Annotated in this window: 17 protein-coding genes; 12 read left to right on the forward strand and 5 right to left on the reverse strand. The window is 41.4% G+C overall.

Going from position 1 to position 15,923, the window contains the following annotated elements; all coding sequences use genetic code 11:
* The first annotated feature begins 175 nt into the window (after positions 1 to 175).
* Positions 176 to 1,918, forward strand: a complete 1,743-nt coding sequence (locus FTO70_RS00385; RefSeq protein WP_255333712.1) for a S8 family serine peptidase — start codon at positions 176 to 178, stop codon at positions 1,916 to 1,918.
* A gap of 108 nt (positions 1,919 to 2,026) precedes the next feature.
* Here FTO70_RS00385 and FTO70_RS00390 read toward each other — a convergent pair whose 3' ends face one another.
* Positions 2,027 to 2,563, reverse strand: a complete 537-nt coding sequence (locus tag FTO70_RS00390; RefSeq protein ID WP_255333713.1) for a DUF2284 domain-containing protein — start codon at positions 2,561 to 2,563, stop codon at positions 2,027 to 2,029.
* Between the two features lie 216 nt (positions 2,564 to 2,779).
* On the opposite strand from FTO70_RS00390, the gene FTO70_RS00395 reads away from it, so the two are divergent.
* Positions 2,780 to 4,018, forward strand: a complete 1,239-nt coding sequence (locus tag FTO70_RS00395; protein ID WP_255333714.1) for a Xaa-Pro peptidase family protein — start codon at positions 2,780 to 2,782, stop codon at positions 4,016 to 4,018.
* A gap of 561 nt (positions 4,019 to 4,579) precedes the next feature.
* Positions 4,580 to 4,918: a hypothetical protein gene (locus tag FTO70_RS00400; protein ID WP_255333715.1), complete on the forward strand. Its 339-nt coding sequence runs from the start codon at positions 4,580 to 4,582 to the stop codon at positions 4,916 to 4,918.
* Between the two features lie 184 nt (positions 4,919 to 5,102).
* Here the strand turns inward: FTO70_RS00400 and FTO70_RS00405 are convergent, their stop codons facing one another.
* Both FTO70_RS00405 and FTO70_RS00410 read right to left on the reverse strand, forming a co-directional pair.
* A complete protein-coding gene (locus FTO70_RS00405) occupies positions 5,103 to 5,819 on the reverse strand; it encodes a winged helix-turn-helix transcriptional regulator (RefSeq protein ID WP_255333716.1) in 717 nt (238 codons plus the stop codon).
* Positions 5,820 to 5,852: 33 nt separating this feature from the next.
* Positions 5,853 to 6,314, reverse strand: coding sequence for a hypothetical protein (locus tag FTO70_RS00410; RefSeq protein WP_255333717.1), 462 nt, complete (start codon positions 6,312 to 6,314; stop codon positions 5,853 to 5,855).
* Positions 6,315 to 6,739: 425 nt separating this feature from the next.
* Between FTO70_RS00410 and FTO70_RS00415 the strand changes: the two genes are divergently transcribed.
* The 3 genes from FTO70_RS00415 (at position 6,740) to FTO70_RS00425 (ending at position 9,478) form a co-directional block, all read left to right on the forward strand.
* Positions 6,740 to 7,804 carry a M12 family metallo-peptidase gene (locus tag FTO70_RS00415; RefSeq protein ID WP_255333718.1) on the forward strand — a complete coding sequence of 355 codons (1,065 nt, stop codon included), beginning with the start codon at positions 6,740 to 6,742 and terminating at the stop codon, positions 7,802 to 7,804.
* A 40-nt stretch (positions 7,805 to 7,844) separates the two neighbouring features.
* A complete protein-coding gene (locus FTO70_RS00420; RefSeq protein ID WP_255333719.1) occupies positions 7,845 to 8,273 on the forward strand; it encodes a hypothetical protein in 429 nt (142 codons plus the stop codon).
* Positions 8,274 to 8,353: 80 nt separating this feature from the next.
* Entirely contained in the window at positions 8,354 to 9,478 is a 1,125-nt protein-coding gene (locus FTO70_RS00425; protein WP_255333720.1) for a nitrous oxide reductase family maturation protein NosD, read from the forward strand.
* A 58-nt stretch (positions 9,479 to 9,536) separates the two neighbouring features.
* Here FTO70_RS00425 and FTO70_RS00430 read toward each other — a convergent pair whose 3' ends face one another.
* Positions 9,537 to 9,719: a Coenzyme F420 hydrogenase/dehydrogenase, beta subunit C-terminal domain gene (locus tag FTO70_RS00430; RefSeq protein WP_369694309.1), complete on the reverse strand. Its 183-nt coding sequence runs from the start codon at positions 9,717 to 9,719 to the stop codon at positions 9,537 to 9,539.
* A gap of 353 nt (positions 9,720 to 10,072) precedes the next feature.
* On the opposite strand from FTO70_RS00430, the gene FTO70_RS00435 reads away from it, so the two are divergent.
* From FTO70_RS00435 to FTO70_RS00450, 4 genes are all read left to right on the forward strand, one after another.
* Entirely contained in the window at positions 10,073 to 11,131 is a 1,059-nt protein-coding gene (locus tag FTO70_RS00435; protein ID WP_255333721.1) for a zinc-dependent metalloprotease, read from the forward strand.
* Positions 11,132 to 11,435: 304 nt separating this feature from the next.
* Entirely contained in the window at positions 11,436 to 11,846 is a 411-nt protein-coding gene (locus tag FTO70_RS00440) for a hypothetical protein (protein ID WP_048128003.1), read from the forward strand.
* Positions 11,847 to 12,413: 567 nt separating this feature from the next.
* A complete protein-coding gene (locus FTO70_RS00445; protein ID WP_255333722.1) occupies positions 12,414 to 13,658 on the forward strand; it encodes an IS110 family transposase in 1,245 nt (414 codons plus the stop codon).
* Entirely contained in the window at positions 13,648 to 13,836 is a 189-nt protein-coding gene (locus tag FTO70_RS00450) for a hypothetical protein (RefSeq protein ID WP_255333723.1), read from the forward strand. The genes FTO70_RS00445 and FTO70_RS00450 overlap by 11 nt, the downstream gene beginning before the upstream one ends.
* Before the next feature lie 2 nt (positions 13,837 to 13,838).
* Here FTO70_RS00450 and FTO70_RS00455 read toward each other — a convergent pair whose 3' ends face one another.
* Positions 13,839 to 14,084 (reverse strand): Coenzyme F420 hydrogenase/dehydrogenase, beta subunit C-terminal domain, encoded by a 246-nt coding sequence (locus tag FTO70_RS00455; protein WP_255333724.1) that lies wholly within the window; start codon positions 14,082 to 14,084, stop codon positions 13,839 to 13,841.
* 285 nt (positions 14,085 to 14,369) lie between these two features.
* On the opposite strand from FTO70_RS00455, the gene FTO70_RS00460 reads away from it, so the two are divergent.
* Together FTO70_RS00460 and FTO70_RS00465 are read left to right on the forward strand one after the other, a co-directional pair.
* Complete coding sequence (locus FTO70_RS00460; RefSeq protein ID WP_255333725.1) at positions 14,370 to 15,332, forward strand: hypothetical protein; 963 nt, start codon at positions 14,370 to 14,372, stop codon at positions 15,330 to 15,332.
* 36 nt (positions 15,333 to 15,368) lie between these two features.
* Complete coding sequence (locus FTO70_RS00465) at positions 15,369 to 15,854, forward strand: hypothetical protein (protein WP_255333726.1); 486 nt, start codon at positions 15,369 to 15,371, stop codon at positions 15,852 to 15,854.
* Positions 15,855 to 15,923: the final 69 nt, after the last annotated feature.

The raw sequence follows: 15,923 nt of genomic DNA on the forward strand, positions 1-15,923 counted from the left end.
TTAGCTTAGTTCGTAATCAGTAACTTCGTTCATGAATGGTGGCCGGGTTCATGTTTCATAACTTTGTTCATGGTTCTGCTCTGTTTGCATCTCAACGTTAACATTTGAGCATTAACATCTGAGCATAATTGGGGGGTGGGGGTAACTGGGGAGTTACACCCGGAGAGTATCATATGTGTTTATTATAGCTGTAGCCCTGGCGGGGGTATTTTCATCTCCGGCTCTTCAGGGGCTTTCGATAGAGGATGCCGGCAGGTCTGCCGAAGGGGAAGAAGAGGGCATGCAGACGGTATACGTTTACCTTTTCCCGGATTCCGGCACTCATGTGCTCGACCCTTATGTCTGGGTTACGGAGAGGGATGAAGCCTGTGGCGTTGCCGTGGCCCTGGTGCAGGCTGATTCCCTTGCAGAACTTGTTTCCCTGGAGAAAGTCCGGGAGGTCCGACAGGTTAACCCTCCTGTCATAAGGCAGGTCCGGCCCCTGGATGGGAAGGCGTTTATCCCCTCTTTTGAAGGACCCGGGGGACTTAATCGGGCTAAGGGGAAGGGGACCGGGCTCAAGGTCGGGATAATCTCCGACGGGGTCTCAAGCCTTACCGAAGTCCAGGCTGCCGGAGCCCTTCCCGAGGACGTGCATGTCCTTGCCCCCGGAGTGGGGGACGAAGGCACGGCGATGCTTGAAATCGTGCACGGGATCGCCCCTGAAGCCGAGTTGTATTTTTACGAGGCCGGGAACAATAAGCTTGGGTTCAACAGGGCGGTCGATGCCCTCCTTGCCGAGGGGTGCAGTATCATCTGCGACGACATCGGCTGGCCCGACGAACCTTTCTTCGAAGACGGGATCGTTGCCTCCCATGTACGTGAGGCGCTGGAGAGCCGTGACCTCCTTTACGTGAGTGCGGCAGGAAACGATGCAAACCGCCACTACCAGGGCATGTTTTTCGATGACGGGTCCGGCTGGCACGATTTCAGCTCAGGGAAATCCGATTCAAAAAACATCTACGTTGACATCCCCCCCGGAGGGGAGGTGGGCATCGTGCTCCAGTGGAACGACCCATGGGACTGTTCCGGGAACAACTACGACCTTTACCTGAAAGACTGCCTGAGCGGGGAAGTCCTTGCTTCCAGCGAGCATTCCCAGAATGGGAATGGCACTCCCCTTGAGTACCTCAGGTATGAAAACCCGGGAAAAGCCGAAAGAAAAGGGATGGTCTGCGTCAAAAAATGTTCAGGGGACATAAAGGTCCTGGAACTTTATATCTATCCGGAATCCGCCTGGGACATCTATCCTGATAACCTGGTTGCGGAGGACTCGGTTTTCGGGCACCCGGCAGTCCCGGGGGTCATCTGTGTCGGAGCTGTCAATCCTGGGGGGTCGGGAGCCCCTTACATAGAGCCGTACTCCTCCTGTGGCCCGGTGAGCATCTATTTCCCCGAATATGAGCTCAGGGGAAAATCAGATATCTGTGGACCTGATAACCTTAGAGTGAAATGCCTGGAAGAAAAAGGCAGCCCCTTTGCAGGCACCAGCGCATCCGCTCCCTATGTTGCCGGGGTCGCTGCCCTTATCTGGAGCTCACACCCTGAAAAGAACGCCAGTGAAATCCGGGAAATCCTGTATTCCTCTACCGAGGACCTGGGAGATGCCGGATATGATTACGTTTTCGGGTACGGGTTGGTGGGAGTGCCTGCAGGCAGCCCGGTGAACGGCCTTTTAGACGGTCAGTTAGATGGTCAGTTAGATGGCCAGCTGGAACAGGGTGGCAATCTCTTTCAAGAGGTTGAATCCTCTCGGGAAACCCTTTCAGCCTCCGCAGAACGGCTGGCAAATCATGTCCCTTCCCATGCTCCGAAACTCAATGAAATCCTTAAAATGTATAATATCCCGGCTGGGATTTCAGGGGCTTTTGTGCATTAACTGCTTCTGTGCATTGACTGCTTCTGTGCATTGACTGCTTCTGTGCATTGACTGCTTCTGTGCATTGACTGCTTCTGTACATTAACTTGCTTCTGAGCAGCAATTTTTTCATTCCAGAAGCAGAATCCCCATGCACATTATTTTTTCCGGTTTGCAGAACTCCAGTTTGGCTCCTGCACTTTCCATTACTTTTTGCAGGTTGATCCCCACGGCTTCCGGGGCAAAGCGCCTTAGATCGGGTTTTATGCACCCTTCCAGGTGACAGGTCTCGCATTCGTTGCAGGAGCCCGGCCTTAGGAGCTGGGCGAAGATGAGGCCGTCCCTGAAAGCCTCCTGTTCGAGTTCGTACATCTTTTTGAACGAGGCTTTCCTGAGCTCTCCCCAGGCCTTGAGAACATCCACCCCGGTGGTATCGTGCTCTTCCACAAGGAGGAGCGCATTTTTATATTCCCGCAGGGCTTTTCTGAAATCCTCAACGGATAGGATGTGGGGCGGGCAGCTCAGCCTCTTCCCGTAACTCCGGCAGCCGTATGCGCATTTCAGGGCTATCCTGTTTTCTACAGGTATGTCCACTGCGTCCAGCAGATATGCTTTAAGCCCTAGGCTTGAGGCTTTTTCAATCAGGTTGCTGAAATTTTCTGACAATTCAATCCCCCTTACTTCTAAATTTTGGATTCGTGCTTGATATAGTTTGGTAACTAAGCCCTGATAACTGCTTTTCACTCCCAAGATTACATTACCCTGATAACATTACCCTGATAACATTACCCTGATTACATTACCCTGATTACATTACCCTGATTACATTTCCTGGGTTACACTTCTATAATTGGGAGCAGATAACTTAGTAAAGGGATCCACATGATTAAGAAAGTACCTTTAACTGAACTGCAAAACCGTATGAGCCGCTTCAGAACACGGATGGATGCATCAAGTCCAGATTGGGAAATCGCTGTCATCTTCAGCAAAATCAACATTTACTACTTTACCGGAACGATGCAGGACGGGATGCTAATTATCCCGAGGAACGGAGAAGCAACATTCTGGGTCCGGCGCAGCTATGAAAGGGCTCTGGACGAATCGTTATTTCCCAGTATAGCACCAATGAACAGCTTCCGGGATGCTGCAGGGGGTATGGGCAAGGCAGGTACGGCGGATAATGCAGGTAAAGCAGGCAATGAAAGCAAGTTTCAGGATTCGGTCTATCTGGAAACCGAAATTGTACCCCTGGCCCTGTACCAGCGCTTTCAAAAATACTTCCCCTTTAAGGCCGTTAAACCCGTTGACTCCCAGATTGCTGCCGTTAGAGCCGTAAAAAGTGAATATGAACTGTCCCTTCTGCGGGAATCCGGCAGGATCCACCAGCACGTGCTCGAAGACCTTGTGCCCGGCATGCTGCGGGAAGGGATGAGTGAAGCGGACCTTTCAACCGAACTGTTTTCAGTGCTGGTAGAGGAAGGACACCACGGAGCCTGCCGTTTTGGCATGTTCGATACGGAAATGATCCTGGGAAATGTCTGTTTCGGGGAAAGCTCCATTTACCCATGTTATTTCAACGGCCCCGGCGGAAAGCGCGGAATGAGCCCTGCGGTCCCCCTGCTTGGGAGCCGGGACAGGAAATTAAGGAAAGGCGACCTGGTCTTTGTTGATGTCGGGTGCGGGGTTGAAGGTTACCATACGGATAAAACCACAACATACATGTTCGGCTTATCCCTTCCGCAGTATGCCATAGATCTCCACAATAAATGCGTGGCTATCCAGAACGAAGCTGCATCGATGTTGAAACCCGGCGCTATCCCCTCGGAAATCTATAATGCCATCATGAAAGGGCTTGATGAGGAATTCCTGCAAAATTTCATGGGCTTCGGGAACCGTAAAGTAAAATTTCTGGGACACGGGGTCGGCTTGCTGATCGATGAAACCCCCGTAATTGCCGGCGGGTTTGATGAGCCCCTGGAGGAAGGAATGGTATTTGCCCTGGAACCCAAAAGGGGAATTGAAAACATCGGGATGGTGGGAATTGAAAATACCTTCATAGTAACCTCTGATGGCGGAGAGTGCATTACCGGGGATAATCCTGGCTTGATTCCTGTATTTTGAGTGGTGAAATTCAAGAATCCGGCCTGAGTATTGTAGGGATCTTGAACATCATAGAGATCTTGAACACTATAGAAAAATAGTCTGCCTGTCTCGAGAAACGCTTTCCTAGATCCTGGAAACCATTTTCAATCCAGACGTTTGAAAGTGCCCCCGCCAGCTTGCCTGGCGGCGCCTCCCATAAAAAATAATAAATAGTGGAGTAAAATTACATTTTCCGGCTGTGTTTTCTTATTTTATCTAATCCCTTACCGGTTTTTTCAGGATCTTCACCTTTTTCGGTCTCTTTTACTTTTTTATTTTTCTTTTTACTCTGCTTTTTCCCTTAATTGTTTATTCTGGAAAGGCCGGCCACCTTCGGTGTCCGGGACAAAAACGATGGGAGATGATGAATTCTGGTTGTACGGGATAAAAAATCCTTTTTCTATTCAAGGCTTTATTTTTCTGGAAATACTTATCGTTTGATGGTCTTACCAGAACATTTATTATAAATTGGTTTTAATTAGTTTATAAATTTCAAAAGAAAATTCCTGAGTTTTTTGTGTTCCTGGGGATGAGCTATTAATGAGAAACAGAACAAAATTCTTAATCGCAATTTCTTTTGTGATTTTAGCAATGGCTACATTATTTTTTACCCTGATTTATCAGCCTGGAGCAGGCACGTATGTTCGTGCGGATAAACTTCAGGATCCACCAGAGAAATACGTGGAATTCAGTTTAGCAGATCTCGAGAAATATCCCTATATCGAAGAAGCAATAAAAAATCCAGGAAAAGACATTAAGCTCCCTTTTGATCATGATGGAAATATGACTGAGTTTGCTAACATCATGTGGGGTAACAGGACTGAATATATAAAACTGAATAATGAGTATTATCATATAAGTTATTACTCTGCTGATTAAGATATGGCGACACTTTGGATAATTTTTCATTTTCTTATCAAGCACAGGTGGGGAATTCTACATGGTGATTATTGACACGCCAAATGGGACCGTGAAATCCATTGAAAAGGTGGATAAGCTGCCTGAATGGGCTCTGGGGATTGCAGAGTCCGTCGCTGTTGAATAAATTCCTCAAAATCAAAGTTCACATATTGAGCCATTTTAACAGGTCTGCTTCGAGAGCCGGGTTCACAAAATATTTCCTGGATCTGCCTTCTGTTTCGGAAAGAATGATTCTGTCGTCCCTTAAACTCTTTATATGCCAGTATGTGGTGCTTTTGTCCAGATACAGGTCCTCTGAAAGTTCCTTGTTTGTTATTTCGGGCTTTTCCAGGATCTTAAGAAGTATCTGCTTTCGTGTGCTGCTTTTGAGATGTGCTATTATTATCTTTTCACTGCTTGCGAAAACATCGGAATTTTGAAAGACCCTTGTGAATTTTCCGGCCCACATTAAGCTTATCTTATTTCCGGCTTTAAGCATTTCAAGGTGGAACCTCACAGCCCCCCGGTTAATTTCCAGGTCTCTTGAGATTTCCGAGACCGTGCACCCCGGGACCTGCCGTATGTGACGGTATATTTTCTGCCTGTTTTCATTTCCCCGCGGGATTCTTACCTTGCCCAGGATTAAGGGGACCATTTTGAGTATGGAAGCAAAGGCAGCTAGATATCCTATTATGTAAGCTATCTTGAATGATAACGGAAATTCCCAGAATGAGTACGTTCTGTCCGCCCCGCTCATGTCAACGGCATCGCCCAGCTTATCGAGTTCTTCCTGAGGCGGGCAGGGGCTAACAGTATATCTTCCAGTGTCTGCACCGGCTGTGCCTACGTTACTCAGGACCAGAATAAAAAGTAAGCTCATCTTCCACATAGCTGGTCCATAATTTCGATTAATTCAGATTGTATAATCTTCTGTCCCGGTTACCCTGTACCCGTATACCTCATACTTCCAGGTTCCCGTTTCAATTCCGTTTGGATCTTGAATATTCAGGCAAATCCTGCCGTCAATTGTCCCATCTGCATTATCATAATAAGGACCCAGCACCGAGCCGTCAGGAGTATACACCTTGAGCCGGAGTGAATCCGTCGAATCTCCCCAGTTAAGATCCACAACCAGAACGGTGAGGCCGCTACCTATGTTTTTTCCATGCAGGTTTGTCTCTCCCTGGCTTATCGTATCATAAACTGTCAGGATGCCGAGATCTTCTTCAGTTGTTTCGATTTCAGTAAAATATGCAGGTGTTACGGTATATCTGTTTGCGGATTCTGCTTTTTCCATATTTTCAGCTGTCGCTGTTGCAGTCACAGACACAAAAAATAGAATCATCAATATTAGCAGGATTGTCTTCTTCAACATTTTTGATTCCTCTATTACGTCTATATTTGCAACTTATTTAATTTTTATGTCCAAATCGTCCAACTGAAAATTAATTGTCGTATTACAACTTCTCTGTAAATCAAAGATATTGGGATAGTATAGAACTTTAAATTCACTATCTGTATGTCTTTTTCAAAAAAAATGTTCTCAAAACTCGAATCTTAATTATCTGAAAATTAGTAGTATTGCCCACTTGATAGTTTGATGATTTGGACATAAATTATTTATTATGTATGTTCGATAGAAAAGTCTGAACATCTAAGAATATGTTTGATGGAGTTCAAACGAACTTTCCAGAGCCAATTTGAACTCCACATTGCCCGGAGGCAAAGAAATGTTAGCTTTGGGAGTACTTAAGGTTTACCTGATTTGCCTCTGGAGTAAAGAAAAGAGGCAAAGAAGAAATGATTGCAAACAGAAAATTTGGAATCGGTGTGCTGCTGGCGGCAATGCTGCTTGTGAGCACGTCGTTTGTGCCGGCTGCGAGTGCTCAAATTAACAAAAATTCCAATGAAGTCAATGAAAGTAGTATAAGTTATACGAATGCAGAACTCCAATATCTGTATTGCAGGTATAATATCAGTGAAAATGATATTAAGTTTGCAAAAGGCCAACTGCCTAATTTTTTGGATGGGACAATTCTGCACAGTGATACAAGAGTTATAGTTACTGAAGATGGTAAACCGCTTGAAAGCATGAAAGAAGGTGTAGATTATGATATAATAATAAGCGAATCTGAAATGGTTAACATCATCAAAAAAGCAGAAAAAAATTACATTGAAAAATATGGTGTTGATCCATCTAATCCGAAAGTAGATATTGTAAATGGTAAAGCAATTCCAACTGAAAAAATAGAAGAACTTATAGAGAGTGGTGCCATCAAATTGACTGATATTTCTGTGCCCTCAATTATTGAGGATAGTATACTATCAGTTTCTTCTAATCCTAAAGCTGTAAATGACAAAATATATGTGCATGTCTACCCAGCGAAAGACAGTATTCATGAACCAAGTCAAAATTACTACCAAGACACAATAGATGGAAGTGAAAGATTCGAGAACTTTGGGATAGATGTATACAGAGTATGGCACTACGATATTTGGGATGCAAGTGATGAATACCCTTCATATAATGCATCGAATATTCTTGATGACCTCAAAGATGATTGTTCATCCATCAGGGACAGCGACAATGATATTGTCCTTGGATGGGTTGATCTTCTTGATCATAATGGAATTGCATACAGAGACGGAGCGTACAGTCTTTGTGCAGTTTCAGCATCTGGAGTAGATTGGCCACATGATAGTATCGTACAGCATGAGATTTCACATAACTTTGGTGCTTTAGATCAAGGGACATACATTTACGAGCACCCTGAATGTATTATGAACTATAACTGGGCATATCTTGGAACAAATGTCTGGTGTTCAGATTGCGCAAATGATGTACAGTATGGAATTGATCATTAAATTAATGGATCAATTTCCATTATTTTTTGGGGGTGATAAATTGAATCTACTTAAAGTAATAATGGCAATTATTCTAATTTTCTTTATTCTGGCAATGCTTCTTATAATGGCACCACTGGCGTTTACGACAATCGAACCACTTTATACAATTAAGAATTATGACGAACACCCACATAATGCAACAGTCAAAATCACCGGATACAATGGAGAGTATTTTGAAGAAACACATTATCAACTCAATCCGGGACAAACGGTGAGCGTAGGAAAACCAAAAAAGCTTTTGTTAAAATGGTCAAACCCTTTTAAAGACGGGTATTTGCATTATGCATCTGGAGATTATCATTACTACATTGCATCCGAGAATGCTTCAGCAACTTATTATTCAACTCCGCACCTTACAAACACTGTAATCTTCGAGCTGGTAAACGAGAGTGGAGAATTCAACGTATCGGTCATTGAATATACATGAAAATCACAGGAGGGCTGGCTTTGAGAATTTCGGGGTTGTGTCTGATTATAAAATTTTGTTGTCTGATGACGTTCTTCTTTTTGTTAATCACTGCCGGTACCGGGTCCGCAGACACAATTACGGTAGATGGCAATGGGGGAGCAGATTATACCTCGATACAGGAAGCTGTCGGTAACGCAATATCAGGCGATACGATTTTTGTCTATCCCGGCACGTATGAGGAAAATGTGAACGTGAATAAAGGGGTGACGATCAGGTCCTATTCCGGGAATCCTGATGATACGATTATCCGTGCTGCAAACTCGATGAATGACGTTTTCTATGTGACCGGAAATAATGTAAGCATCAGCGGATTTCAGATAAGCGGTGCCGATATAGATGAATATGGGGAAGATAAAGCCGGGATATATTTAGAAGGGAGCAACAGGACTGTTATAAGCGGCAATAATATTTCCTCAAACAGTTTTGGTATATTTATTCTCGAATCGTCCCACAATAGTGTTTTTGATAACAACGTATCCAAATGCAGAATTGGTATTTTTTTATGGAACTCCAGTAACAACAAGTTGAATAATAATATTTTAAACCTGAATAATCATGAGGGCATACTTCTCTATGAATTCTGCAATAACAATGAATTGAGCAACAATACTGAAAATCGTGCAGGGTCTGGAATCGGGCTGGAGTTTTTCTGCAATAACAATACGCTTGTTAATAATACTGCATCAAATAACCTTTTAGGTATTCTTCTAAGAAAATCAAACCATAACTCCCTTATTGACAACTCTGCAAACTCAAACGAGGGGAGCGGCATCACTCTCGATGACAGCAGCAACAACGTCCTGTTTAACAATACTGCAAATTCCAATACCTACAGTGGTATATTTTTGATAGGTTCTTCTGACAATAAACTGGATAGCAATAACGCTTCTAACAACCCGGGTTATGGAATAAACGTCAACAATTCCAGCAGGAACAACGTTTTGGTGAACAACGTCGCAAATTCAAACGGCAAAGAAGACATCATTTTTGCTGACCCTGAAAACAACACGATAAAAGGGCCGGTAGAGGATGTTCCGTTTCCGGGTTTTGCGCTGGCAGTTGCTGTGGTTTTGCTTGCATCTTTAATTTTTGGCAGAAAAATGCGTGGGAAATCAGGCAAAATTACACAAATGCGGAAGTCAAAAAAGCACAAAAAAGAATGAAATAAAGATGAAGCCCAAAGCTTCACCTTTCAAGTTTCCTGTAATTTTATTCAGGTTTTTATTCCTGTTTCCTTGCCATCTTTTTCTTTGCAAGCTTCTCGATAATGCCGAGGTTAAGCTCGCCGCCGCCTACACTCAGCTTCCCGCTGGCAACCGCGCTTTCCAGGAGGTGCTGTCCTACAAGGGTGCGGACGATCAGGGTGGTGTAGCCGTTCGGGCTTCCAACCGCGCCTGCGGAGATGTCGGCTTTGAAAGTGGTAAATCCAGTTTCATGATCTTGTTTTTATTTGGAGAATCTGACGACAGTAGTTGTCAGATATATTAAATTTCTGGTCAAAGTATCAAACTATTTATCATACAAAGTAATACTGCTGGAAAAAATGATCATAAATCTAACCTCTTTCTCGATAGTTTGATGATATGGTCAGAAAACTTATAAAGAGTTGATTAAAAGTAGTTTATGGAGTTCAAACGAACTTTCCAGAGCCAATTTGAACCCCACTTTGCCCGGAGGCATGAGTTAGTGTTAGCTTTGTGAATATTTAAGGCTTGCTTGATCCTGCCTCCTGGGAAATGAACAGGAGTGAGTATGAAATGAAGACGAAATTTGGAATAGGAACACTGCTTTTGGCAATATTTCTGGCAGGAATGGCTTTTGTGCCGGCTACAAATGCTGAGACTGAGAAGAACTCTAATGAAGTTTCAATAGAAAACAGTATAACTTATACTGATGCAGAATTGCAAGATTTGTATATCAAATACAATATAAGTGAAAATGATATAAAGTTTGCAAGAGGTGAGCTGCCTAACTTCTTGAACGAAACAATTCTAAATGGTGATATAAAGGTCATAGTTACTGAAGATGGTAAACCACTCGAGAATATGAAAGAAGGAATAGATTATGATATGATAATAAGTGAATCTGAAATGCTTAGTATCGTTAAACAGGCAGAAAAGGATTACTTTGATAAATATGGTGTTGATCCGTCAAATCCAAAAATAGATATTGTTGATGGTAAAGCAATTCCAACTGAAGAAATAAAAATACTTGTAGAGAACGGTGATATTGAGTTGTCTGACTCATCTATGTCATCAACTGTTACAGACTGCTTAGTACGCTCAGTTTCTTGGAATCCTAAAGAAGTAAACGACAGAATATACGTGCATATCTATCCAGCAATTGATAGTTTTCATGAACCAAGTCAAAACTACTATCAAGACACAATAGATGGAAGTGAAAGATTCGAGGACTTTGGAATAGATGTATATCTAGTATGGCATTATGACATTTGGGATGCAAGTGACGAGGTCCCTGCATATAATGCATCAAATATTCTTGAGGATCTAATGGATGATTGCTCATATATCAGAGATAGTGACAATGACATTGTTCTTGGATGGGTAGATCTTCTTGATCATAATGGAGTTGCGTACGGAAACGGACCATACAGTCTTTGTGCAGTTCAAGCATCAGGAGTGGATTGGCCACATGATAGCATCGTGCAGCATGAGATCTCACATAACTTTGGTGCTTTAGATCAAAATTCTCCACTTCATCCTACTTGCATAATGAATTATGCATACGCATATGGAGGTACCAATATCTGGTGCACTTCCTGTGGGAATACAGTAAATAATGGCATATACAACTGAGTCTTCAGTTCTATGTGAGCAAATCCCAAAATTCAATATTCGACTCAAAATATCCACTTCCAAATAATAATTTAAGTTCCTTATCTTGGAAATGGTTCTGAAATTCTTATTGAGATGGGAACAAAATTGGTTTTGGGATAATCTCTGTATAAAAATGCTGATTGATCGTACTCCAAAATTGCCAATCAATAGTATGCGAGAAATCAACAGGAATATATTCGCAGAGTAACAAAAATTATCCACAAAACGAATACTGGCTAAGAAGGAGATTTACTAATCTCCTTCTGTTATAGAGGGATTTCAAATGCAAAATATCAGAAAAATACTTTTCATCTTGCTGATCATACCTATAATTGCAATTGTGGGTTATTATGCATTGATATTTCTTCTGGGCGGTCCGGCTTTACCTAATTTTTTTGAATTAACAAATCATGATGTCAGGACCCATGAAATATCTGTTGAAATATTGGATTCTGATAATGAATCTGTATTCAAAGAATCATACAAGCTACATCCAAACGAATCAGTATCAAAAGAAAAACCGTCTAATCTGAGAAATTCTTTTGAATCGAAAGAGTATACATTTAGAATTATATTAGACAACGGTTTTGCAGAGGAAACAACTTCAGTATCTCTGAATCGCTGGAGCACCGCTATTATACATCTATATTGGGATCATGAGACTCCGATAATTATAGGGACAATTGTTGTTTAAACCCAGGTTAGTACTATTTTTTATTTTTATCTGGAAAGGCCGGAAACCTTCGGCGTCCAGGACAAAAACGATGGAAGATGACGAATTCAGGTTGTATGGGGTAGAACTTCCATTTCCGGGTCCTGCGCTGGCAGTTGCTGTAGTCCTGATAGCATCTTTATTTTTTGGCAGAAAAATGTATGAGAAATAACAGGCAAAACTACACAAATGCGGAAGTCAAAAAAGCACAAAAAACGCACATGAAATTCTTGGAATAACATGCCCCAAAAATGAAAGTGCATTTCAACCTACCTTTTTTTACTTATTAATACATCTTCATCTGGGGCAGGAAGGTTGCATTCATTTTGGTTCTTTACTCCTTCAGCTTGTTATAGGAATTATCTAAGTTACAAAATCTCTATATTGAGATCAAGATTTGGAAATTCCAAAGCTGAATGTGTATTGAAGCCGTGAAAAAACTAACCAGTGAATTGCCAATCGAAGGCACAAGTGTGACTTTGACCACGGATGCTAAATTGGCCTTCGAGGCAATCACACTGCCCATATAAAAATATGGAGTAATCTAAATTGTCAGAAATAGTAAACAAATCTTGCGGTTTAGATATCCACAAAAGTTTTTTCATCGCCACAATTCTTAGCCGATCTGATGAAAAACAACAATTCCGCCTTAACAGAGATGATGATGGAATTTTAACTCTTAAAAACATAGTTCTCTCCGAAAAATGTGATGTTGTTGCATGTGAATCAACAAACGACTTTTGGGTTCCAATCCATGATTTACTGACAAAACATGTACGTGTTATAGTCGGAAATGCACGTGATATGAAGGCATTTACACACAGAAAGACGGATAAGATTGACTCTGAGTTCATTGCAAAACTCGCATTGAATGGGATGATTCAGCCTTCAAGAGTCTTTACAAAAGAGCATAGGGACTTTCGTTCGTTGGTTCGTCGTCGTCATAAATTTGTTGGGAAGAGAACTGATATTAAAAATGAAGCTCATTCTATTCTCTCATCTGAAATGATACCTCTTAAAGGTATACTTTCAGACATTTTTGGGAAAAGCGGAAAAAAGATATTATCAGGAATTACTTCTGGCAAGAACCTTGATGACATTATAGCAGGCTTGCCCGCAAATGTCCGCAAAAAAAGCGATCAGATAAGAGAAGTTCTTGACAGAGAAATCTCCCAAAGCGCTATGATAAGACTTCAGTCATGTCTAAATCTAATACAACAATTTGATGATGAAATCAAAAAATTAGAGACACATATTTTCAATTATGTTTACAGCAAGCATGAACATGAAATGAAAATTTTGATGTCTATGCCAGGTATTGGTGAACTTAGCGCAGCCACTTTAATTGCTGAAATCAGCGATTTCAGTGATTTTCCATCGGGAGATAAACTTGCTTCATGGCTTGGAATTGTTCCAAATGTGCATCAATCGGCGGATAAATACTACAGTGGAAGAATAACCAAGAGAGGTTCAAAAGTAGCTCGATGGATTCTAACCCAAATTGCTCAGGCAGCGGCAAGGAAAAATGGTAGCAAGTTAAAAGAGTTCTTTGACCGGAAGAAAAAGTCGATTGGACATTCAAAAGCAATTATTGCCCTGGCAAGAAAAATGGCAACAATAATGTGGCACCTAATCAAAAAAGATGAAATGTATGAAGATGAAATGGGTTATGCGAAGGGAGAAATTCTAAGGAGAAAGATTGTTGAGAGTGAACCATTTTCAATTAATGAATGCATCTCAATAATCAGTGGAATTTCCGCCATTGTGTATAAAAAAGAGGGTGATGGAACTTGAAGATGTAGCAACATTCCGGACCCTGATCATTCAAATTTATGGGGCAAAAACCCCATATAAACTTCTAATATCACCACGAATTCTTAGAGAGGGTCCTGATAGTGAAATGGATGGCACTTTCATGCCAAATGAAATAAAGATGAAGCCCAAAGCTTCACCTTTCAAGTTTATTCTATAATTTTATTCCTGTTTTCTCGCCATCTTCTTCGTGGCAAGCTTCTCGATAATCCCCAGGCTGACCTCGCCGCCTACGCTCAGCTTCCCGCTGGCAACTGCGCTTTCCAGAAGGTGCTGTCCGACAAGGGTGCGGACTACAAGGGTGGTGTAGCCGTCGGGGCTTCCCACTGCGCCTGCGGAGATGTCGGCTTTGAGAGCGGCAAATACAGTTTCATGATCTTGTTTTTTATTTGGTAAATCTGGCGGCAATAGTGGTCAGGTATATAATATTTCTGTTCAAACTATCAAACTGTTTGTCATATAAAGTAATATTATTGGAAAAAATGATTATAAATATTGCCTCATTCCTGATAGTTTGATGGTTTGGCCCGAAAACTTATACAGTTCTGGTTAAAAGTAATTTATGGAGTTCAAACGAACTTTCCAGAGCCAATTTGAACTCCACATTGCCCGGAGGCAAAGAAGTGTTAGCTTTGAAAGTACTTAAGGTTTGCTTGATTCTGCCTCGGGAACAAATGTACGAGGTAAAAATAAATGGTAACAAAAAGTAAATCAGGAATAGGAGCGCTGCTTTTCTCAATGTTGCTAATTGGTATGATGGTATTTGTGCCGGTGGTGAGCGCCTCTTTTGAAAAAGCAAATGAACAACAGATGCCAGAAAAAGTAAAAGAATGGATTGAAGAAAATACGGTGGATGAAGCAACAAAAATTTGGAGAGGAGAACAAGCTGAACAATGGATGCAAGATCATACTATATATGTAACATCAACTACAACTTACAAATACTGTAATGGGCAACTTGAAATAAAAGAAGTTTATACGAGTAAAGATCCGGAAAATAAAGCTAAAATTAATGATTTTACAAAAACAAGTAAAATCCCAATAAGCACGAAAGATAAAATCACGACTTTAAATGGTGAGTCCTTCACTCTTGAGGAAGGAAACAAGAAAGTTCTCGTGACTGAAAAAGCAGTAGTAATAACAAGCCAAACTGATCCATATCCCTGGTGGGATTATGGATATCAATATCCACAATGGACATGGTCAGAAGATAATGGACAATATGCCAGAGAAGACCCAATAAATCTTGCGTGGGAATGTACAAATCTCAATACTGTAAAGTCTGTGATTTTAGACCATGGATGGAAGGATAACATTTTCGAATATACTTATTATGTGTCAGATCCAGTATATGGCTGGATTGAAGATGATGGTGTTGCCACTGACGAGGAACGTTATTTTGGTGGTTATCACACAAGGTTATTTGAATTGAATAATGGAGATGTCGTGGGTGGTGCTCATCATGATGATCCATTCCCTCATGAAGCAGATGAATTTGAAACTGCTGAAGATGTTGTTGCTGAGTTCTTTGACGGCAATGTGAATAACTGGTGGGTATTATATGACCATCGAGAGCTTGATAATGAAGTAGGAACTCCCAACATAGAACCATGGAATGATGGAAAAGCCACTTGTATATATAACGTAGGAAGTTAAGTAATCAACGTACTACAAATGTATATCAAACGGAAGGTGACGGAAAAATCACCTTCCTTACTTTTAGGGGGTTTAAACATTAATTTTAAAAGAAAATTAGTTCAGCCTTTGATAATCTCTTTTATAGTTGTTTTCATTGTAGTTGGTCTTGAAACTGTAGATCTGTATAGGATGTTTGGAACTTATGGGGAGAGATTTGAGACCGTTGTTAATTTACTTATTTTTCCTGTAACTCCGATTATTTATGGATGGATTGTAAAAGATAAGATCGGGGCAGTTATAGTTGGAGCAGTCCCAATTTTCATTATTTTGTTTTTTGGAAATTTATTTTTTGGAAATCTGATCTATACCAACGGTCTCAGTATCAGCCGGTTTTTTACTATTCTTCTCTATGCGGTAAGTTTGGCAACTCTTGGTAGTTTAGCCGGATATTTTGCATCAAAGAAAGAATTTAAGTACCTTGTTATCTCTATTTTTTTTGGAATAGTGTGGATTTCAGTTTTCTTCAGTGGAATCGATTGATCTTAAAGTCAATCTGATTATATAATTTGAAGATTTAGCTAGGAAAACCTCTGAAGAGCTGATTAAAAG

This window comes from Methanosarcina sp. KYL-1, assembly GCF_024372725.1.
Lineage (GTDB): Archaea > Halobacteriota > Methanosarcinia > Methanosarcinales > Methanosarcinaceae > Methanosarcina.